17 protein-coding genes and 5 pseudogenes are annotated in these 16,162 nt (G+C 68.2%); 13 read left to right on the top strand and 9 right to left on the bottom strand.

Annotation, left to right across the window (positions count from 1 at the left end):
* Positions 1–8: 8 nt before the first annotated feature.
* Both ACZ499_RS30895 and ACZ499_RS30890 read right to left on the bottom strand, forming a co-directional pair.
* A pseudogene (locus ACZ499_RS30895) lies at positions 9–177 on the bottom strand (transposase); the annotation flags it as partial.
* A gap of 73 nt (positions 178–250) precedes the next feature.
* The gene (locus tag ACZ499_RS30890; protein WP_468679497.1) at positions 251–964 is read right to left on the bottom strand and encodes a hypothetical protein; all 714 of its coding nucleotides are present in this window, start codon (positions 962–964) and stop codon (positions 251–253) included.
* 214 nt (positions 965–1,178) lie between these two features.
* On the opposite strand from ACZ499_RS30890, the pseudogene ACZ499_RS30885 reads away from it, so the two are divergent.
* The 3 genes and pseudogenes from ACZ499_RS30885 to ACZ499_RS30875 form a co-directional block, all read left to right on the top strand.
* Positions 1,179–1,530, top strand: a pseudogene (locus ACZ499_RS30885) (transposase); the annotation flags it as partial.
* A complete protein-coding gene (locus tag ACZ499_RS30880; RefSeq protein ID WP_468679582.1) occupies positions 1,507–1,650 on the top strand; it encodes a hypothetical protein in 144 nt (47 codons plus the stop codon). The pseudogene ACZ499_RS30885 and the gene ACZ499_RS30880, both read left to right, overlap by 24 nt.
* A complete protein-coding gene (locus ACZ499_RS30875) occupies positions 1,647–1,802 on the top strand; it encodes a hypothetical protein (protein ID WP_468679496.1) in 156 nt (51 codons plus the stop codon). Before ACZ499_RS30880 ends, ACZ499_RS30875 begins: the two co-directional genes overlap by 4 nt.
* 396 nt (positions 1,803–2,198) lie before the next feature.
* On the opposite strand, the gene ACZ499_RS30870 is transcribed toward ACZ499_RS30875, so the two are convergent.
* Positions 2,199–2,603, bottom strand: coding sequence for an aggregation-promoting factor C-terminal-like domain-containing protein (locus ACZ499_RS30870; protein WP_468679495.1), 405 nt, complete (start codon positions 2,601–2,603; stop codon positions 2,199–2,201).
* A 715-nt stretch (positions 2,604–3,318) separates the two neighbouring features.
* Between ACZ499_RS30870 and ACZ499_RS30865 the strand changes: the two are divergent.
* Positions 3,319–3,581 (top strand): annotated as a pseudogene (locus tag ACZ499_RS30865) (ATP-binding protein); the annotation flags it as partial.
* 36 nt (positions 3,582–3,617) lie between these two features.
* On the opposite strand, the gene ACZ499_RS30860 reads toward ACZ499_RS30865, so the two are convergent.
* Positions 3,618–3,947: a hypothetical protein gene (locus ACZ499_RS30860; RefSeq protein ID WP_468679577.1), complete on the bottom strand. Its 330-nt coding sequence runs from the start codon at positions 3,945–3,947 to the stop codon at positions 3,618–3,620.
* Positions 3,948–4,208: 261 nt separating this feature from the next.
* On the opposite strand from ACZ499_RS30860, the pseudogene ACZ499_RS30855 reads away from it, so the two are divergent.
* The 4 genes and pseudogenes from ACZ499_RS30855 to ACZ499_RS30840 form a co-directional block, all read left to right on the top strand.
* Positions 4,209–4,349 (top strand): annotated as a pseudogene (locus ACZ499_RS30855) (Ku protein); the annotation flags it as partial.
* Positions 4,350–4,428: 79 nt separating this feature from the next.
* The gene (gene ku / locus ACZ499_RS30850) at positions 4,429–5,208 is read left to right on the top strand and encodes a non-homologous end joining protein Ku (protein WP_468679494.1); all 780 of its coding nucleotides are present in this window, start codon (positions 4,429–4,431) and stop codon (positions 5,206–5,208) included.
* A 161-nt stretch (positions 5,209–5,369) separates the two neighbouring features.
* Entirely contained in the window at positions 5,370–5,597 is a 228-nt protein-coding gene (locus tag ACZ499_RS30845; RefSeq protein WP_385541943.1) for a hypothetical protein, read from the top strand.
* Positions 5,598–5,635: 38 nt separating this feature from the next.
* Positions 5,636–5,995 (top strand): DUF6233 domain-containing protein, encoded by a 360-nt coding sequence (locus ACZ499_RS30840; RefSeq protein WP_385541941.1) that lies wholly within the window; start codon positions 5,636–5,638, stop codon positions 5,993–5,995.
* 97 nt (positions 5,996–6,092) lie between these two features.
* Here the strand turns inward: ACZ499_RS30840 and ACZ499_RS30835 are convergent, their stop codons facing one another.
* The 3 genes from ACZ499_RS30835 to ACZ499_RS30825 form a co-directional block, all read right to left on the bottom strand.
* Positions 6,093–6,347, bottom strand: a complete 255-nt coding sequence (locus ACZ499_RS30835; RefSeq protein ID WP_385541939.1) for a hypothetical protein — start codon at positions 6,345–6,347, stop codon at positions 6,093–6,095.
* A 300-nt stretch (positions 6,348–6,647) separates the two neighbouring features.
* Positions 6,648–6,905 carry a hypothetical protein gene (locus ACZ499_RS30830; RefSeq protein WP_468679493.1) on the bottom strand — a complete coding sequence of 86 codons (258 nt, stop codon included), beginning with the start codon at positions 6,903–6,905 and terminating at the stop codon, positions 6,648–6,650.
* A gap of 19 nt (positions 6,906–6,924) precedes the next feature.
* Positions 6,925–7,065, bottom strand: coding sequence for a hypothetical protein (locus ACZ499_RS30825; protein WP_468679492.1), 141 nt, complete (start codon positions 7,063–7,065; stop codon positions 6,925–6,927).
* Between the two features lie 173 nt (positions 7,066–7,238).
* Between ACZ499_RS30825 and ACZ499_RS30820 the strand changes: the two genes are divergently transcribed.
* Positions 7,239–8,372 (top strand): IS630 family transposase, encoded by a 1,134-nt coding sequence (locus tag ACZ499_RS30820; RefSeq protein WP_468679491.1) that lies wholly within the window; start codon positions 7,239–7,241, stop codon positions 8,370–8,372.
* Positions 8,373–8,569: 197 nt separating this feature from the next.
* Here the strand turns inward: ACZ499_RS30820 and ACZ499_RS30815 are convergent, their stop codons facing one another.
* Complete coding sequence (locus ACZ499_RS30815) at positions 8,570–8,857, bottom strand: hypothetical protein (RefSeq protein ID WP_067010458.1); 288 nt, start codon at positions 8,855–8,857, stop codon at positions 8,570–8,572.
* A 652-nt stretch (positions 8,858–9,509) separates the two neighbouring features.
* Between ACZ499_RS30815 and ACZ499_RS30810 the strand changes: the two genes are divergently transcribed.
* From ACZ499_RS30810 to ACZ499_RS30795, 4 genes and pseudogenes are all read left to right on the top strand, one after another.
* A complete protein-coding gene (locus ACZ499_RS30810) occupies positions 9,510–10,739 on the top strand; it encodes an IS110 family RNA-guided transposase (RefSeq protein WP_468679490.1) in 1,230 nt (409 codons plus the stop codon).
* 356 nt (positions 10,740–11,095) lie between these two features.
* Entirely contained in the window at positions 11,096–12,214 is a 1,119-nt protein-coding gene (locus ACZ499_RS30805; RefSeq protein ID WP_468679489.1) for an ISAs1 family transposase, read from the top strand.
* Positions 12,215–12,515: 301 nt separating this feature from the next.
* Positions 12,516–13,605, top strand: a pseudogene (locus ACZ499_RS30800) (IS110 family RNA-guided transposase); the annotation flags it as partial.
* A 143-nt stretch (positions 13,606–13,748) separates the two neighbouring features.
* Positions 13,749–14,885, top strand: coding sequence for a methyltransferase domain-containing protein (locus tag ACZ499_RS30795; protein ID WP_468679488.1), 1,137 nt, complete (start codon positions 13,749–13,751; stop codon positions 14,883–14,885).
* Between the two features lie 377 nt (positions 14,886–15,262).
* Here ACZ499_RS30795 and ACZ499_RS30790 read toward each other — a convergent pair whose 3' ends face one another.
* Positions 15,263–16,096: a hypothetical protein gene (locus ACZ499_RS30790; protein WP_468679487.1), complete on the bottom strand. Its 834-nt coding sequence runs from the start codon at positions 16,094–16,096 to the stop codon at positions 15,263–15,265.
* Positions 16,097–16,162 lie beyond the last annotated feature (66 nt).

Genomic DNA, 16,162 nt, shown 5'->3' with positions numbered 1-16,162 from the left:
GTGGCTCACGGGCCGAACTCGGAGGGCATCTCCCTCCACTGGGGCACTCGACCGGAGCCGCCAGATCATCCCCTCGAACTGCTCCCGCAGCCGCTCGGGGTACGGGCCGAACCTGCCGATCGGCAGGTAGGACCCGATGAACTTCCACTGAGCATCGGTGAGTTGTCTGCGTGTCACGCCCCATGTCCCACCGCGTTCCACCCCACGAAGAAGGCAGACCCCATCAACTGATCACAACATCACGCAGGCCCTAGAGAGCCTGTGGCAGCTGCCCGGCCGCCTCGGCCTCGGCGAGCAGGGCTGCCGCGACCGCTCGTACGTTCTCGTCCACGTCGGCCTTGCCCAAGTTGTAGCGCAGGTGCGGCAGCAGCCCAGGGTCCTTGGCCAGCCTCGTGTGAACATCGGCGACCGCGTCGACCGTGTCGACGGCCGGGCGACCGGCGGCGGCCACCTTGCGGGCGTGATCCATGAGCGTGGTGGTGAGGGCGCCCAGCCGGGCCGACCTGCGCAACCCCAACTCGCCGTAGCCCTCGGGCTGGCCGACTGCTCGCTGGGCGCGCTCGGCTTCCGCTCGTTCCCTGATGGCGGCGGCTTCGACGGTTGAGGCCTTGAAGTTGGTCTTGAAATCGCCCGCCACCCTCTTCAACCGCCGGACCACCCACAGGGTCCCGACGCAGGCGAGGGCCACCAGGCACACCGTCTCCGGGATGGCGACGGCAGCGCCGTGAGTATGCCAGTCCTCGATGTTGAGTTTGATCGCACCTATCGCGGTGAAGGTCATGCCGGTCGCCCACAGCGCGGGTGCCTCTTTCAGGTAGGCCCTGGCGGTGAGGTAGGCGACCTGACTCGCGGCGGCTCCGGCGAACACGGCGCCCCACCAGCCGAAGAGGGGCGTCAGCACCCCAGTGAGCGCCGCACTCACACCGATGAATATCAGTACATGGGTCCTGTAGTAGCCAAGCATGCCGGCGTGCCTTCCGGTTCTGGAGGCCGCCCGCCCATGCCCTGCTGCTGATCGGGTCGTCTCCGTGGGCGGCGGCGCTTCACATGCTCACCGCTTCGAATCGCGCCGAATCTAGCAAGCAGCGTGGCGAGAGCGCCAACGAAATGGCAACGGCGGTTACCTGTGGCCGCGTTGGCTCACACCCCGAGGTGTGCCGTGCGTCGGAGCCGGGCCCGTGCGGGGCCGTCTGCCCGCCGGCCCGTCCCCGCACTCGGCCCGGCGCGGTCGCCATGGACAAGGCCTACTCGCCCTGCGGCAACCGCTCCTACCTGCACAAACGCAACATCAAAGCGGTCATCCCGGAGTAGAAGGACCAGGCTGCCAACCGGAAGAACAAGGGCGCAAGGGGCGGCCGGCCCGTCAGCCACCACGCCGATCTCTACCAGGAGAGCGGAACACCGTCGAGCGGCTGATCAACAAAATGAAGGCCTGTCGAGGGAACGCCAACCCGCTACGACAAGGCACCCGAGAGCCACCTCGCCGGCCTCCACCTCCGCGCCGCAATGATCTGGATCGACGACCTACTGAACCTCCCGACGGACAACAGCGGCCAAGCCCTCCAACTCATCGCCGTGCTCTCCAGCGAAGAAGCCCTCGCCGAGTTCAGCGCTGCCGGGGAACTGGAGCCGGAAGCCAGACAAGAATGACAGCCCTCACCGTCCAGCACGAGAACGACGAAGGGTGCGGATCCTCCCTCATGTCAGGACTCGGTGCTCACCACCTGACCGTCCGCGTCGACGTGGAGCGGCTCAGCGTCGCCGACGGCATCAACCAGGCCCCCTTCTCAGGAGAGTTGTGAACGCCGGGGTGGCCTGCTCGGCCGCGCCCCGGCCGGCTTCCTGCGCTTCATCAACGAGCGCCTCGCCCCGATTCCCAGGTCATCTACACGACCCACTCACCGTTCATGGTCGAAACGGCCCGGCTCGACCGCGTATGGATCGTCGAAGACCGTGGACCGGACACCGGCGCCACTGACGAAGACCTTGCTGTCACCGACGACTCACATTTCAGGGCTGCCCGTCCGTCGTTAATCCGTCACGGACGGCTATCAGGACAGTGGCCGGCCTGACCGGCCCACTGCGCAGGCAACGACGCCGACGCCCAATACCGCCCCGTGCGCGCCGCCGTATACGCGAAGACGCCCGGCCGGGTGGTCCCGGCCGAGCGTCTTCATGTGTCTGCTACCGCTGGTGGCTCAGTACCAGTGGTGGGTCTGCCAGAAGTTCCAGGCGCCGACGGGGCTGCCGTAGCGGTCGTTCATGTAGTCCAGGCCCCACTTGATCTGGGTGGCCGGGTTGGTCTTCCAGTCCGCGCCGGCCGAGGCCATCTTCGAGGCCGGCAGGGCCTGGACCAGGCCGTAGGCGCCCGAGGAGGAGTTCGTGGCGGTGTGGTCCCAGCCGCTCTCGTGGGAAACGATGTTGTTGAAGGCCGCGAACTGCGCCGGGTCCTTGATCATCTGCTGGGCGATCGCCTTGGCGCTCGTCGGGGCCGCCTGGGCGGGAACCGTGGCGAGCAGGGAACCGGCGGCACCGAGGGCCACGACGGTACCCGCGAGGGTCTTCTTCGAAGCGGCGATGCGGCGGATGACGGAGTTGGACACAGATGGGCCTTCCAAAGGGGACAAGGACGGTCGCGGCATGCCGGAGGCATGCGTGAGCCACTCACGCGAGGGAGAGGGGTTCGTCTGCGGCGGGGAGAAACACCCGGCCGCTGCGGCGACTCATCCAGTTCTACCGGCGTCCCGACGGCCTGGCAACGACCCCTCTTACTAGGGAGCATCGCAGCCGGGGACCAGCGCCCCTCCCGCCACCCAGGGGCGATTCGTGCAGGTGGGAGCCCACGTGAAACCGCGGTACGGCGACCCGCGGAGCTACGATCCTCGCTCGTACGTGACGTAGGTCCTATGGGGCGGCTCACCTTTGGGACGCCCGAGCATCACCAAGAGTGACCAAACGTACCCCCCGGAGATGCCGGTGGGACGTAGCAATCACCTCGAAATCAGAGGAAAACGACGGGCCGAATGCCGCGCTTCACCGGCCCGACCCCATTGCCCCACCCCGATCGGGGCTTCCACCGCCCGACCCGCCTCTCCGCCGGTCCGGTGCGCCTGTCCCCCACCGTCTGCCACCGCTCAGGGCCGAGCCATGGCCATCAGGCCCCGCACCGCGCCACAGCACAGGGGCTTGCCCTTGGCCGGGGGAAGACCTGGCACGCGGGCAGGCGGGAGCCACTGCCGTAACGAGCTCGCGCTGACGGGGCCGGGGCGGAAACTCACCCGCCGACGTCAAGGAACTGCAGGCCGGTAACGTCGGTCCTGCGACTGGGGCCGCAAGGGCCACCCGCTCTGCCTGATCGGCGATTCGGGCACCGGCAAGTCCCACCTGCTGATCGCGCTCGGCACCGAGGCCGCGATGAAGGGCTACCGGGTCAAGTACGTCCTGGCGACGAAGCTGGTCGACGAGCTCGTCGAAGCGGCCGACGAGAAAAAGCTGGCCAAGACCATCGCCGCTACGGACGCGTCGACCTTCTCTGCATCGACGAGACCGACTCCTACCGCCTCCAGCAGACCAGGGCCCAGGCAGAACGATCTGATGCGTGACCACAGCCACTTGAACTACCGGAGTGGTCCGCACTCGTCGATGAACACGGTGGGCGCGGACAAGAACGCGTCGGCATCCACAGGCCCATACGCGATGTTGAACGTGTCCAGCCAGTACGTCCAGTCCCGGATCCCCAGGGCGCTGCTGAAGCGGTAGTTGAGCTGCCAGCGGACCCATTGGCCAGGGACGAGCCGGACAGCCGGGGGCCGTCGCTGCCGGGGCGGCAGGGCGAACAGGGGCTGCACTCGGGTGAACACCCTCAGCCGGCCATCGGCTTCACGGAGCTGGACATCGACCTTGCTCAGGTCTTGCCGGCTGTCATACGGCGGGCGAGACAACGACAGGGCGGGACTGACGCGGTCTGCGACACCCGGCCCCCGGGCCGCCGGGTGCGCGCAGGGAGCCGACGACGGGGGGGGTGGGGGGCTCGGAGTTCGCGAGGAGGCCTGTCTCGCCGCCGGAGTATGCGCAGATAGGGGGGTGGCGCCACCCGGGCCGGCGGCCGGGCGGTCACTGAAGTTGGCAGCCCGGTACGGGCGAATGACGGCTCTCGCTGGGGGCATACGCCCGGCCTCGGGGAATGTCTTCGAGGTGGTGAGCAGCGGATGGCCAGACCCATATGGACCGGGGTTCTCAGTTTCGGCCTGGTGAGTGTGCCCGTGGCGCTCTATACGGCGACTGACAGCCACACGGTCCACTTCCACCAGTTGCAGCGCGGCACCTCGGACCGGATCCGCAACAAGCGGGTGAACGAGCGCACCGGCAAGGAGGTAGAGCTCGAGGACATCGTCAAGGGGTTTCGACACCGGCGAGGAGTATGTGCTGGTGGAGCCCAAGGAGCTGGACGAGATCGCTCCGGGCCGCTCGAAGAGTCTGGAGGTCTCCGGGTTCGTGGACCTGGACCGTGTGGATCCGGTCTTCTTCGACAAGACCTACTACCTCGGTCCGAAGGGCAGGGAGTACACGAAGGTCTACAGCCTGCTGGGACAGGCACTTACGGCGTCGAACCGGGCCGGGATCGCGACGTTCGTGATGCGCGGCCGCGAGTACCTCGTGGCGGTCAAGGCCGAGAAGGGGCTGCTGGCCCTGCACACCCTGCACTGGGCGGATGAGATCCGCGACCCGCACAAAGAGATCCCCGATCTCCCCAAGACCGCCGGGCAGGCCAGCGCCGGCGAGCTGAAAATGGCCCGCCAGCTCATCGACGCGCTCGCCATCGACTGGCAGCCGGAGGACTACCACGACGTCTACCAGGAGAAGGTCGCCCAGCTCATCGAGGCCAAGCAGGCCGGCGGACGCGTCGAGAAGGCCGAACCGGCACCGAAGGCCACCGGCGCCGTGGACCTGATGGAAGCCCTGCGCGCCTCCGTCGAACGCGCCCGCTCCCCCAAGGACACCGGCGAGAAAGCCAGCACCTCCAAGACGAACGCACGCTCGAAGAAGCCCGCAGCAAAGAAACGCGCCAGTAGCTCGAAGGCTGGGTCGCTTCAGTCGCTGACCAAGACCGAGCTCTACGACAAAGCAGCCAAGGCCGGCATCAAGGGCCGCTCCGCCATGACCCACGACCAGCTCGCCGACGCCCTCCGCCATGCGGGCCGCAGCTGATCCGGGTACGACGATCCGTCTCTGGTGGGTAGCCCTACAGGCCGGGCTCTCCGCGTGACGCATTAATCGAACAGGTGCTCTAATTGGATTATGGCGCAACATGACATCCTTCCTCTTCGGCACGACCGGACCATCGCGACTCATGCGGGCCAGTCCCCCTGATGAACGTGCCCCGGGTCCCGCGTGATGCGGCGCCAGCTCCAGCTCCGCCCGCCGGCCTTACCCGCGACTACACCCCCGACGAGGTCGTTGCCATCAGTCTGTGGATCGGCAGGCGCCGCCACCGGGCCGTGGCGATGGCCCACTACGACACTCCCGATGAGCGGCGCGCCTATCACCTGATGCTGTGGCCCGCTCTGCCCGGCGGCCGCCGCGCCGGCTGGTACTGATGGGACGCGGCCACCATGACGCGACGGGACTTCACCCCATGACCCAGCCGCTTCCTCCGGGCCTGCTGCCGCCCGATCTTCCCCGGCTGGAGACGCTGCGGGCCTGGCACAGCATGTGGCTGGCCCGCATCGACCAGGCCATCGCCGACGTGAGGCGGCAGGAAGCCGAACGCGAAGAAGGCCAGTGGCGGCGGCCGCCACCGCCGGAGTGGACCATCGAGCACGCCCTCGGAGGACCGCACCTGCTGACCGCAGTCCACACCGGCGACTGCTGGCTGCTCCGCCACGCCAAACGTATGACCTCCGTCGACCGCGACACAGCCCGCCAGGCCCTGGCCGACGGTGTCGAACCGTGCGGCTTCTGCAGGCCCGACACCGCCCTCGGCGTGCTCGACTGAGGTCGACAACGCTGGGGCAGCGTCCCCGCCGGGCCGGTGCTTTGACCCACTGATCAGCCACTCGCGTCTCACAGGACCACGCCCGGCAATTCCTTGATCAAGTGACCTTGATGCACAGGACGTACCGCGCACCAGCGCTGATCGCCTCAGCCTGCTCGACCAGATCAGCGGGGGTGAACCCCAGGAGTGCCTGGTCCGCCGCCTGGCGCAGCAGCGGCAGGATGTCGGCCACGGGCCGGCCCCGGTGCGAGGCCGCCAGCCGAGCGAACTGTTGCTGGTAGGAGGACCCGTGGGTGCTGCTGTCGGTCAGCAGTCGGTTGAGGTCCTTGCTACCGATGTTGATCTCACCCATGGGGCCGCTCCCGCGCCAACGGAGGCCCGGCTGTTCCAGACCCTCCCTCTCGACGCTACGGGCGGGGTCTGACAACAGGATGTCGCGGGAGGTCTGACTCTGGGAGCTAGTGCATCGGCTGCCCGTGTTGATGTTGTCGCCCCTGGGGTTTCGGAACCTCACCGAGGCGAAGAAACTCATGTACCCGGATACCGACACACACGGACAGCCCGAACCCTGGTGAACTACAGCCCCGCACCGATCGCCGGGGTGATGTCTGGCGCGGAGTTGATGCGGGCGCACGCCGGGAGCGCGGGGCGGCTACGGCTCGTCGATGTGGCGCAGGACGATGGTGCGGCGTACGCCTTGCTCCAGCATGGCCTGGGCTCGGTGCTGGCGGTTGATGTAGCCGTTGTCGCTGTCGGGCTGGATCGCGTCCGCGGTGTTGAACATGGTGGCCAGCGCCTCCATCTGCCACCGGCTGGCCCCCGCCGCGTCAGCGTGGGCAATGGCAAACTCCTCCACGTCCTCGGGGTCCACAGACTGCGCCCGGGCCCGCTTGAGCACCTCCAGCGCCATCGAGTTGACCGTGCGCCAGTCACCGCCGTGGTAGCAGCAGCAGCTTCGGGCCCTTGCGGCGCGGCAGTATCTGGCGCGCCCAGCGCCGCCACCAGGGCATCCCGGCCGGCATGCACGCCGGCTCGCGGAACGGCTCCGGCCGGGCGAAGCGAACCACCATGAGCTCCTCGCAAACCAGCTGCGGTTCCGGCTCGGCGGGGCGCGGCACGTAGCCGGAGCCGCGGTCCGTTGCGACGGGAACACAGTGCCGTATCAGCAACCGTTTGCGCTGTTGTCATGTGACGTACCGTTCGGATGCTGGTCCTGCCAGCGGGGTGCCGCCAGGCTGTGCGCGTGGCAGAACGGGTAGGCGTCCGAGAGATTGATGACGATGAGGGGCAGCGGCTGCTGCGGATCGTCCGCAGGGGTACTGGGTCGGTGGTGACATGGCGGCGCGCGCAGATGGTGGTGCTGTCCGCGCAGGGCATGCCGGTGGCGAAGATCGCGGGGGTGACGTTCACCAGCGCGGACCGGGTCCGGGATTTGATCCACAACTTCAACGTGGACGGCTTCGATTCGCTCTACCCGAAGTACAAGGGCGGCCGTCCGAGGACCTTCACGCTGTCCGAGCGCCGGGAGATCAAGAAGATCGCCAAGTCCAAGCCGATCGAGCACGGCTTGCCGTTCTCGACCTGGAGCCTGGCCAAACTGGCCGACTTGCTGGTCGCCGAGGGGGTGGTCGACGACATCAGCCACGAGGTCCTTCGGATCCTGCTCCGCGAGGAGGGCGTCTCCTTTCAACGCATAAAGACATGGAAGACCTCGCGCGACCCCGACTACGCCGCCAAGAAGGCCAGGGTCGAGCACCTCTACGCGATCGCCGACAGAGAGGTCATACCCGACGACGGCGAGCCCGAAGTCGTCTTCTGCCTGGACGAGTTCGGGCCGCTCAACCTCCAGCCCCACCCGGAGCGGCAGTGGGCGGAGCGCGGAGGGCAGCACAAGGACCCCGGCCGGGAGCCGAGGCCCCGCCGACGGGCGACCTACACCCGCCCGCACGGGGTCCGGCACCTGTTCGCCGCCTACGACCTGGGCAAGGACAGGCTCTACGGCCATGTCAAGCCGAGAAAGCACCGCACGAGGTTCCTGGAGTTCTGCCGCTACCTGCGCAGCCTCTACCCGCCTCAGGTCCGGATCGCGGTCGTGCTCGACAACTTCTCCCCGCACCTGGCCACGAAGAAGGACAGCCGGGTCGGCGACTGGGCCGCGGCGCACAACGTCGAGCTCGCCTACACGCCGACTAACAGCTCCTGGCTGAACCGCATCGAGGCCCAGTTCACCGCCCTGCGCTACTTCGCGCTGGCCGGCACCGACCACACCAGCCACAAGGAGCAGGGCAGCATGATCCGCCGCTACATCATCTGGCGGAACAAGCACGCTGCCGACGAACGCCTCCGCGCGGTCGTCACCCGCGCGAACGTGGCCTGAGCCAGCGCAGCACCCGGTGGTTCATGACAGGCTCCCGGGACTGCGGCTCCCAGATGACCAGGCGGTACTCCGCCGCGAGCTCCTTCCTGTTGCGGCACTGGCTGACCTGACGCTGTTCGATCGCGTGAAAAGGCTCCCCGTCGGCGGCATCCACGCCGCTGGGACGGGCACAGCACTGCCCCGAGGCAGCTGATCACCTAGGCGGACACATATGTGAGTGCCGGATACACCTCCGGGTCGCCCTCGACACCGGCCTCACGGAGGATCGGAATGAGGATCTCGGCGAAGCGGTTGAGGGCCTCCTCGGACTCCCAGACGTCGACGACGCGGAAGGTGCTCTCGCCCTGTCCCGCGATGTGTGCGAGCAAACCTTCTACGGGCCAGTCGGCTGGAGATTCCATCCGGTTCTTGCCCCCCGTCAACTTGCGGTTGGTCTCCTCGTACTGCTCCTGTGTGAACTCGGGGGAGATGAGGACGATCGGCATTTGGGTCCTTCCAGATCGCGGAGACGCGGCATGGGGCTGCCACGTCTGGGCCGGAATCAGGCGACGGCGACGTCCGCCTGTTCACATAGCGATCCTGGGCCGCGTCGCACCATCGCGCATGACTTGCTGCTCCACACGAGACGGAGTCATGCCCGTCGAAAGGGCGAACGTTGCCTAATTCCGTGTTAGCGGAGCCACGAGGAGCTGTGAGCCTTGCGGTGCTGTTCGAACTGGACCGTGACGTCTAAACGTTGCCTGGCGACTGACGCCTCGCATCAGAGCGGCGGACGGTCCGGCGGATCTTGTGGTGGCGGTCGCGTGGGCATCGAGCGGGATGCCTTCGGCGAACACGGCACTGATGCCTCCGCATAGAGCGGTGACGCTCGGTGCCTTCGCGGCCGCCACCACGTCAACACCCGTCGCGTGATCGCTCGTTGGTGTTGGTGGTGCGAGCCCGTCGCACGGTGACCTCTTGATACGCCCGAGTCGTTCGAGCTCCCGCTTAGACCGAGGCCCGTGGGGTGAGCTGGCGCCACGAACAGCTGCTGAGGTGGCGGACCGGCCATGGGGTCGAGTCCTTGAATTAGGTCGCTGCGTGGCCCGCATGTGCTCGTGACCAGCGCAAACAGTCAACGCTCAGGGGGGAAGTAACTTGATCTACTGCGGAATCGACTGGGCCGAACGAACTCACGACGTCGCCCTCGTCGACGACTCCGGCCAGCTGCTGGCCAAGAGGCACATCACCGATGACGCGGTCGGCTACCGGATCCTGCTGGACCTGCTCGCCGAATACGGCGATACCGAGGACAACCCCATTCCGGTGGCGATCGAAACCTCCCGGGGCCTGCTCGTGGCGGTGCTGCGGACCGGGAAGCGGCAGGTCTTCGCGATCAACCCGATGGCTGCCGCCCGCTACCGCGACCGCCACAGCGTCTCCCGCAAGAAGTCGGACCCCGGCGACGCCCTCGTGCTGGCGAACATCCTCCGCACCGACATGCACGCCCACCGCCCCCTGCCCCAGGACAGCGACCTGGCCCAGGCCATCGCCGTCCTCGCCCGCGCCCAGCAGGACGCAACGTGGAACAAGCAACAGTGCGCCAACCAGCTCCGGTCCTTGCTCCGTGAGTACTACCCGGCAGCTCTGGACGCCTTCGCCAAGTGGAACAACGGCCTGTGCCGGCCCGAGGCCCGCGAACTCCTCAAGACCGCCCCCACCCCCGCCAGGGCCGCCCGGCTGACCCGCACGCAGATCCAGGCCGGGCTCAGGCGCGCTGGCCGCAAGCGAGGCATCGAAGCCGAGGCCGAACGGCTCCGCGAGGTCTTCCGTGCCGAGTGGGCCCACCAGCCGCCGCTCGTCGAGGAGGCGCTCGGCAAGCAGATGCTGGCCCTTCTGGTCCAACTGGAGGCTGCCTGCACCGCAGCCGACGACCTCGCCGAGGCGGTCGAGGAGGCTTTCCCCCAGCACCCGGACGCTGACGCGATCCTCAGTTTCCCTGGTCTCGGCGTCCAGCTCGGCGCCCGGGTCCTGGCCGAGATCGGAGACGACCGGCAGCGGTTCGCCGACGCCCGCGGCTTGAAGGCGTACGCCGGCTCCTCACCCATCACCCGCGCCTCCGGTAAGAGATCGTCCATCACCCGCAGGTGGGTGAAGAACGACCGACTCAACCACGCCGGCTACCTGTGGGCCTTTTCCGCGATCACTGCCTCACCTGGCGCCAAAGCCCACTACCGCAGGCGGCGCGACGACCTCGGAGACTGGCATGCCGCCGCACAGCGCAACCTTTTCAACCGCATGCTCGGCCAGCTCTACCACTGCCTCCAGAACCACACACTGTTCGATGAGAGCACGGCCTTCCCCACCGAACTCCCGGTCGCCGCTTGACCTGCTAATCGCCTGAGGTGTCTAATTCCTTCGTAGCAGCGCCGAGTGGGACCCGCGGTTCCTTCGTGCTGTTCGAGTACCGCACCGTGATGCCTAAACGTTGCATGGCGATCGACGCCTTGCATCAGAGCGGCGGGCGGTGCGGGTGCTCGTGGGTCAGGGCTTCGGCGTAGTTGCTTGGCGTCCGGTTCGTGGCAGTCTGCGGGGTCGGTGAGGTTCCGGGAACGGTGACAGGCACGGGCTTCCAAGATCATGGAGTTCTCGACGCCCCGTGATCCGAGTGGAAGACCGTGCCTGCCGACGCATCATCGCCGATCCCGCCTGCCTTTGACCAACTCTGTCAGCAGCCCGAGGCCGTGCTCGAGGAGATCCCGGGCCTGTTGGAGCGACTGCGCGAGGTGCCCGACCCGCGAGATCCGCGCGGTGTGCGGCACGCACTGGTCGTCGTGCTCGCCCTGACCGCGTGCGCGGTTCTGGCCGGAGCAACTTCCCTGCTCGCGGTCGGCGAGTGGGTCGCTGACGCCCCGTCCTCTGTCTTGAAACGCCTTGGCGTTCGGCCAGATCCGCTGTTCCCGAAGCGGTGCTTGCCTGCGGAAACGACGGTGCGGCGGCTGCTGGGCCGCATCGACGGCGACGCGTTGGACCGGGCGGTGGGCCACTGGCTGGCCGACCGGCGCTCCGGCACTGACGGCCGGCTGCGGGGGCTGGCGGTCGACGGCAAGAGCCTGCGCGGCGCGGCCAGGGCCGAGGGCCGGAAGATCCACCTGCTCGCTGCGTGCGACCACGTCGGCGGCCTGGTCCTGGCCCAGCTCGATGTCGGTGAGAAGACCAACGAGATCACCTGCTTCGAGCCGCTGCTGGAGACGGTTGCCGACCTCGCGGGCGTGGTCGTGACCAGCGACGCGATGCACACCCAACGCGAGCACGCCTGGTACCTGCTCGGCCGGGACGCGCACTACATCGTGATCGTGAAGGGGAATCAGAAGAAGCTCCGCAGGCAGCTCAAGTCCCTTCCGTGGAAGCAGATTCCGCTGCAGGGACGGACCCGCGACACCGGGCACGGCCGGGGCGAGATCCGCCGGACCAAGGTGTGCACGGTGAACAACCTGCTCTTCCCCGGGGCCCGCCAGGCCGTCCAGCTCAAGCGCCGCCGCGTGGACCGCAAGACCGGCAGGATCAGCACCAAGACCGTTTACGCGGTCACCAGCCTCACGGCCGGCAAGGCCACACCCGCCGAGCTCGCCACCTTGATCCGCGGCCACTGGAAGGTCGAGGCCCTGCACCATGTCAGAGACGTGACGTTCGCCGAGGACGCTTCCCAGCTGCGGACCGGCGCCGCACCCCGCGCCATGGCCACCTGGCGCAACCTCGCCATCGGCGCCCTCCGCCTCGCCGGGAGCACCAACATCGCCGCCAGCCTGCGACACAACGCCCGCGACGCCAGCAGGCCGCTCGCCCTCCTCGGACTCACGTGATCACGAAACGGACGGCACACCACTTCGCCGAACCCCTGGCTCGTGGGTAGCGTCAATACCTACCTGTTGATCCCTCGTTGGTCTTGGTGGGACGAGCCCACCGCACGGTGACCTCTCGATATTCGCGAGCCGTCTGAGCTCCGGGATAGACCGAGGCCCGCGTGGTGCGCTGGTGCCACGAACACGGCTAGTGAGGCGTCGGCCCAGCCCTCGCGGCTGAGGCCCAGAATTAGGTCGCTGCGTGGCCCGCATGCGCTCGTGACCAGCGCAAACATCCGAACAGACTCTGGGGAGGAACCCCGTGATCTACTGCGGAATCGACTGGGCGGAGAAGACACACGACGTCGCTCTAGTCGACGACACCGGAACGTTACTGGCCAAGCGGCACATCACCGATGACGCCGCTGGCTACAAGATCCTGCTAGACCTGCTTGCCGAGCATGGCGACACCGCCGAAGCCCCGATACCGGTGGCCATCGAGACGTCCCGCGGACTGCTCGTCGCCGTGCTGCGGCAGGGCACCCGCCAGGTCTTCGCGATCAACCCGCTGGCCTCCTCCCGCTACCGCGACCGGCACTCAGTCTCCCGCAAGAAATCCGACCCGGGCGATGCACTCGTCCTGGCGAACACCCTGCGCACCGACATGCACGCCCACCGCACCCTGCCCAACGACTCCGACCTGGCCCGCGCGATCGCCGTCCTGGCCCGCGCTCAACAGGACGCCACGTGGAACCGCCAGCAGATCTCCAACCAGCTCCGCTCCCTGCTGCGCGAGTACTACCCCGCCGCCCTGGACGCCTTCGCCGCCTGGACCAACGGCCTCTGCCGCCCCGAGGCCCGCGAACTCCTCAAACTCGCCCCCACCCCCACCCAGGCCGGCCGCCTGACCCGCCCGCAGATCACGGCGGCCCTCAAGCGGGCCGGCCGCAAGCGCGGCCTCGCCGCTAACACCGAACGGCTCCGCAACGCCCTGCACGCCGACTGGGCCCACCAGCCACCACTGGTCGAGGACGCCCTCGGCAAGCAGATGCTCGCCCTCCTCTGCCAGCTCGATGCCGCCTGTACCGCCGCCGACGATCTGGCCCAGGCGGTGGAAGAGGCTTTCCCTCAACCCGGACGCTGACGTAATCCTCAGCTTCCCCGGACTCGGCCTCCAGCTCGGCGCCCGGGTGCTGGCCGAGATCGGCAACGACCACACCCGGTTCACCGATGCCCGCGGCCTCAAGGCCTACGCCGGCTCCTCGCCCATCACCCGGGCCTCCGGCAAGAAGTCCAGCATCACCCGACGCCGGGTGAAGAACGACCGGCTCAACCACGCCGGCTACCTCTGGTCCTTCGCTTCCCTGACCGCCTCATCCGGCGCCAAGGCCCACTACCGCCGACGACGCGAGGGCCTGTAAATAGAACGGTGTAACTCCGATCATGGAGGATCACCTGTATGACCAGCGAGAACATAGCCACAGCAGAGTCCCGGGCAGAGGTCGTGAAGAAGGCACCGTAAGCAGGACTGGGCGAGCGGTTCATTGAGGAGCTCGTGTCCCGGGCCCAGGCGCACGGGTTGCAGCTGACCGGCGAGGGCGGTTTGCTCCAGCAGTTGACGAAGCGGCTGCTGGAGTCCGCGCTCGACGGTGGCCAAGGCGGCTACCGCCCCATCAACCGCACTACCGAGCCGCAAGAGTGGATGGCCGCGGCGTACGCGGACCAGACCCTGGTCACCCATTTCACCGATGGCCTGCCCACATCGTCGGCATCGATGCCCTCCATGGTGCTGCGCATGCTCCAGCACACCGGCGTCACCGCCCCCGAACGGAACCGGCAACAGTCCTTCAAGGTCATCGAGTTGGGCACGGGGACGGGCTTCAACGCGGCGCTGCTGTGCGCGTTGCTCGGGCAGGGCGCCGTCACCACGGTAGAGCTGGACCCAGCGCTGGCCGAACAGGGCGAGCGGAACCTGAAGGCCGCCGGGTACGCGCCCACCGTGGTCCAGGCAGATGCAGCAAAGGGCTACCCGGGCTCGGCGCCCTATGCCCGGGTGCTGGCCACGTTCTCCGTCGACCAGGTTCCGCCCGCCTGGATCGCCCAGACCGCCCCGGGCGGACGGATCGTGACGCCGTGGACGTCAGCCTGGTGCTGCTATGGCACCCTCGCCCTCACCGTCAGCGCGACCGGCACCGCACAGGGCCAGTTCCACGACTTCGCCTCCTTCATGCCCATGCGCCCCAGCAGCGAACAGCAAACCGCGAACCGCGTGAACGCTCAGGTGACCGGGGCCCAGGAGTCCACGTCCGCGACGGACCTCTCGCCGTGGGCAGTGGCCGGCGGAGACCTGGACGCCGAATTCCACATCGGACTCACCGTGCCAGGCGCGTTCTTCGCCTGGGACACCACCGGCGAACACGCCCCCGTCCGCCTCCGTGTCGAGGACACCACCAGCACTTCGTGGGCGACAGTTGACTACGACGGCGCCCACACCACCGAGTTCACCGTCACCCAAGCAGGCCCCCGCCGCCTGTGGGACGAGATCGCCGCCGCCTACGCGTCCTGGGAGAACAACGGCCGCGCCGGCGTAGGCCGACACGGACTGACGGTGCACGCGGACGGAGAGCACACCTTGTGGCTCGACTCCCCGGACCACCCCCTTGTGGACGATCGCGTATTTCCCCCGGGGTAAATCACCTGCCGTTGAGCCGGACTACTGCTATCCCCGAGCAGCTTCCCCCAGCATGCTTTCCAGGGGCGGGGACTGGGCTTCGATGATGAGCACGGTCATACCAGTGTGGACGCAAGGGAACCAGGAGGCCCCGGCCCGCGTGAGCGAGGGACGCTGGCGCGCTCGCGAGCGCCAGCAAGCCGGTGCTGCTCGTGGCTGGGCGGTGAGCAGAGCACATGGGAGCGATGGTTGACGGCCGGGACGACACCCGGCTGTTTCTGCTGTCCAGCAAGCCGGCAGCCACTGCGGCACAGCGGCCAGAAGGCCGGCGTTCGACGCGCCATCTGTCAGCGGCGTAGAGCGGCGTGACTTCTACGAGGCGCGGGACGGCGTGACCTCTACGAGGACGGTGTGACCTCTACGAGGCGCGGGTCGGCGAAACACCAGCGCAGCCACAGTACCGACTCGACGTCCCAGAACGGCGCCGCCGCGGCCAGCCCGTCGTCCATGAGGATACGAAACCCCTGGGCCGCGACGATCGCGCGCAGGGTCATGTGCACCCCGGCGAAGTCACGGGCGACGGCGGACCAGTCTGGGTAGACGTCGCGCCCGTGGACGAGCGGATAGCGCCGGACGAAGGCCGCCCAGTCGCCCGCGCCGGTGATGTCGAGAACGGCGGTGGCGGGGACGGTGACCGGCAGGTGCCACGTCTGCCAGGGTCGGGGGTGGAGATTCGACCCCTGGTCGAGGTACATCCGCCACATGCCCGGCCCGCCGTCCCGTGACGCGGTGGACGTGTACAGCCCCAGATGGAACGGCTTCGTGCTGGGCGTACGGGGCTGGGCACACGGAGCGCTGAACCGCTCCCGGGCCAGGGCGGGGTGCCGCTGCGGCGCCAGTTCGTGCGGGCTGGTGCCGATCCACTGCTGGCGGCTCGGGTCGAGAGGACCCAGGACGAGACTCCTCTCGTCCCGGGCGAGCCGGCCGAGCAGCAGGCAGCGGTCGGCCATCTCATCTGCCCCCGGGACTTCGGAGGGTTCGAGGACGGCCGTACCGCCGGCCAGGGCGGTCATCTCGGGCTCGGTCCACCGCGTCATGACGGAGGTGAAGTGGCGCAGCGCGGCGCCCGCGTCGGCGGCCGGACCAATGCCCGCGTCAGTGACCGGATCATCGACCGTGCGGTCGAGCTCCGCCATGCGCAGGCGCAGAATCCGCGCGGTGATGGGGTGCACGCCGGACTCCTTCCCGTGGGCCGGTGGGCCGGGGGCCCGATGGCCCCGGCGGCGCCCTCACAACAG

The sequence above is a fragment of the Streptomyces sp. NPDC031265 genome (genome assembly GCF_055570295.1).
The sequence above is the reverse complement of the archived record's forward strand: the minus strand, read 5'-3'. Positions and strand labels throughout refer to the sequence as shown.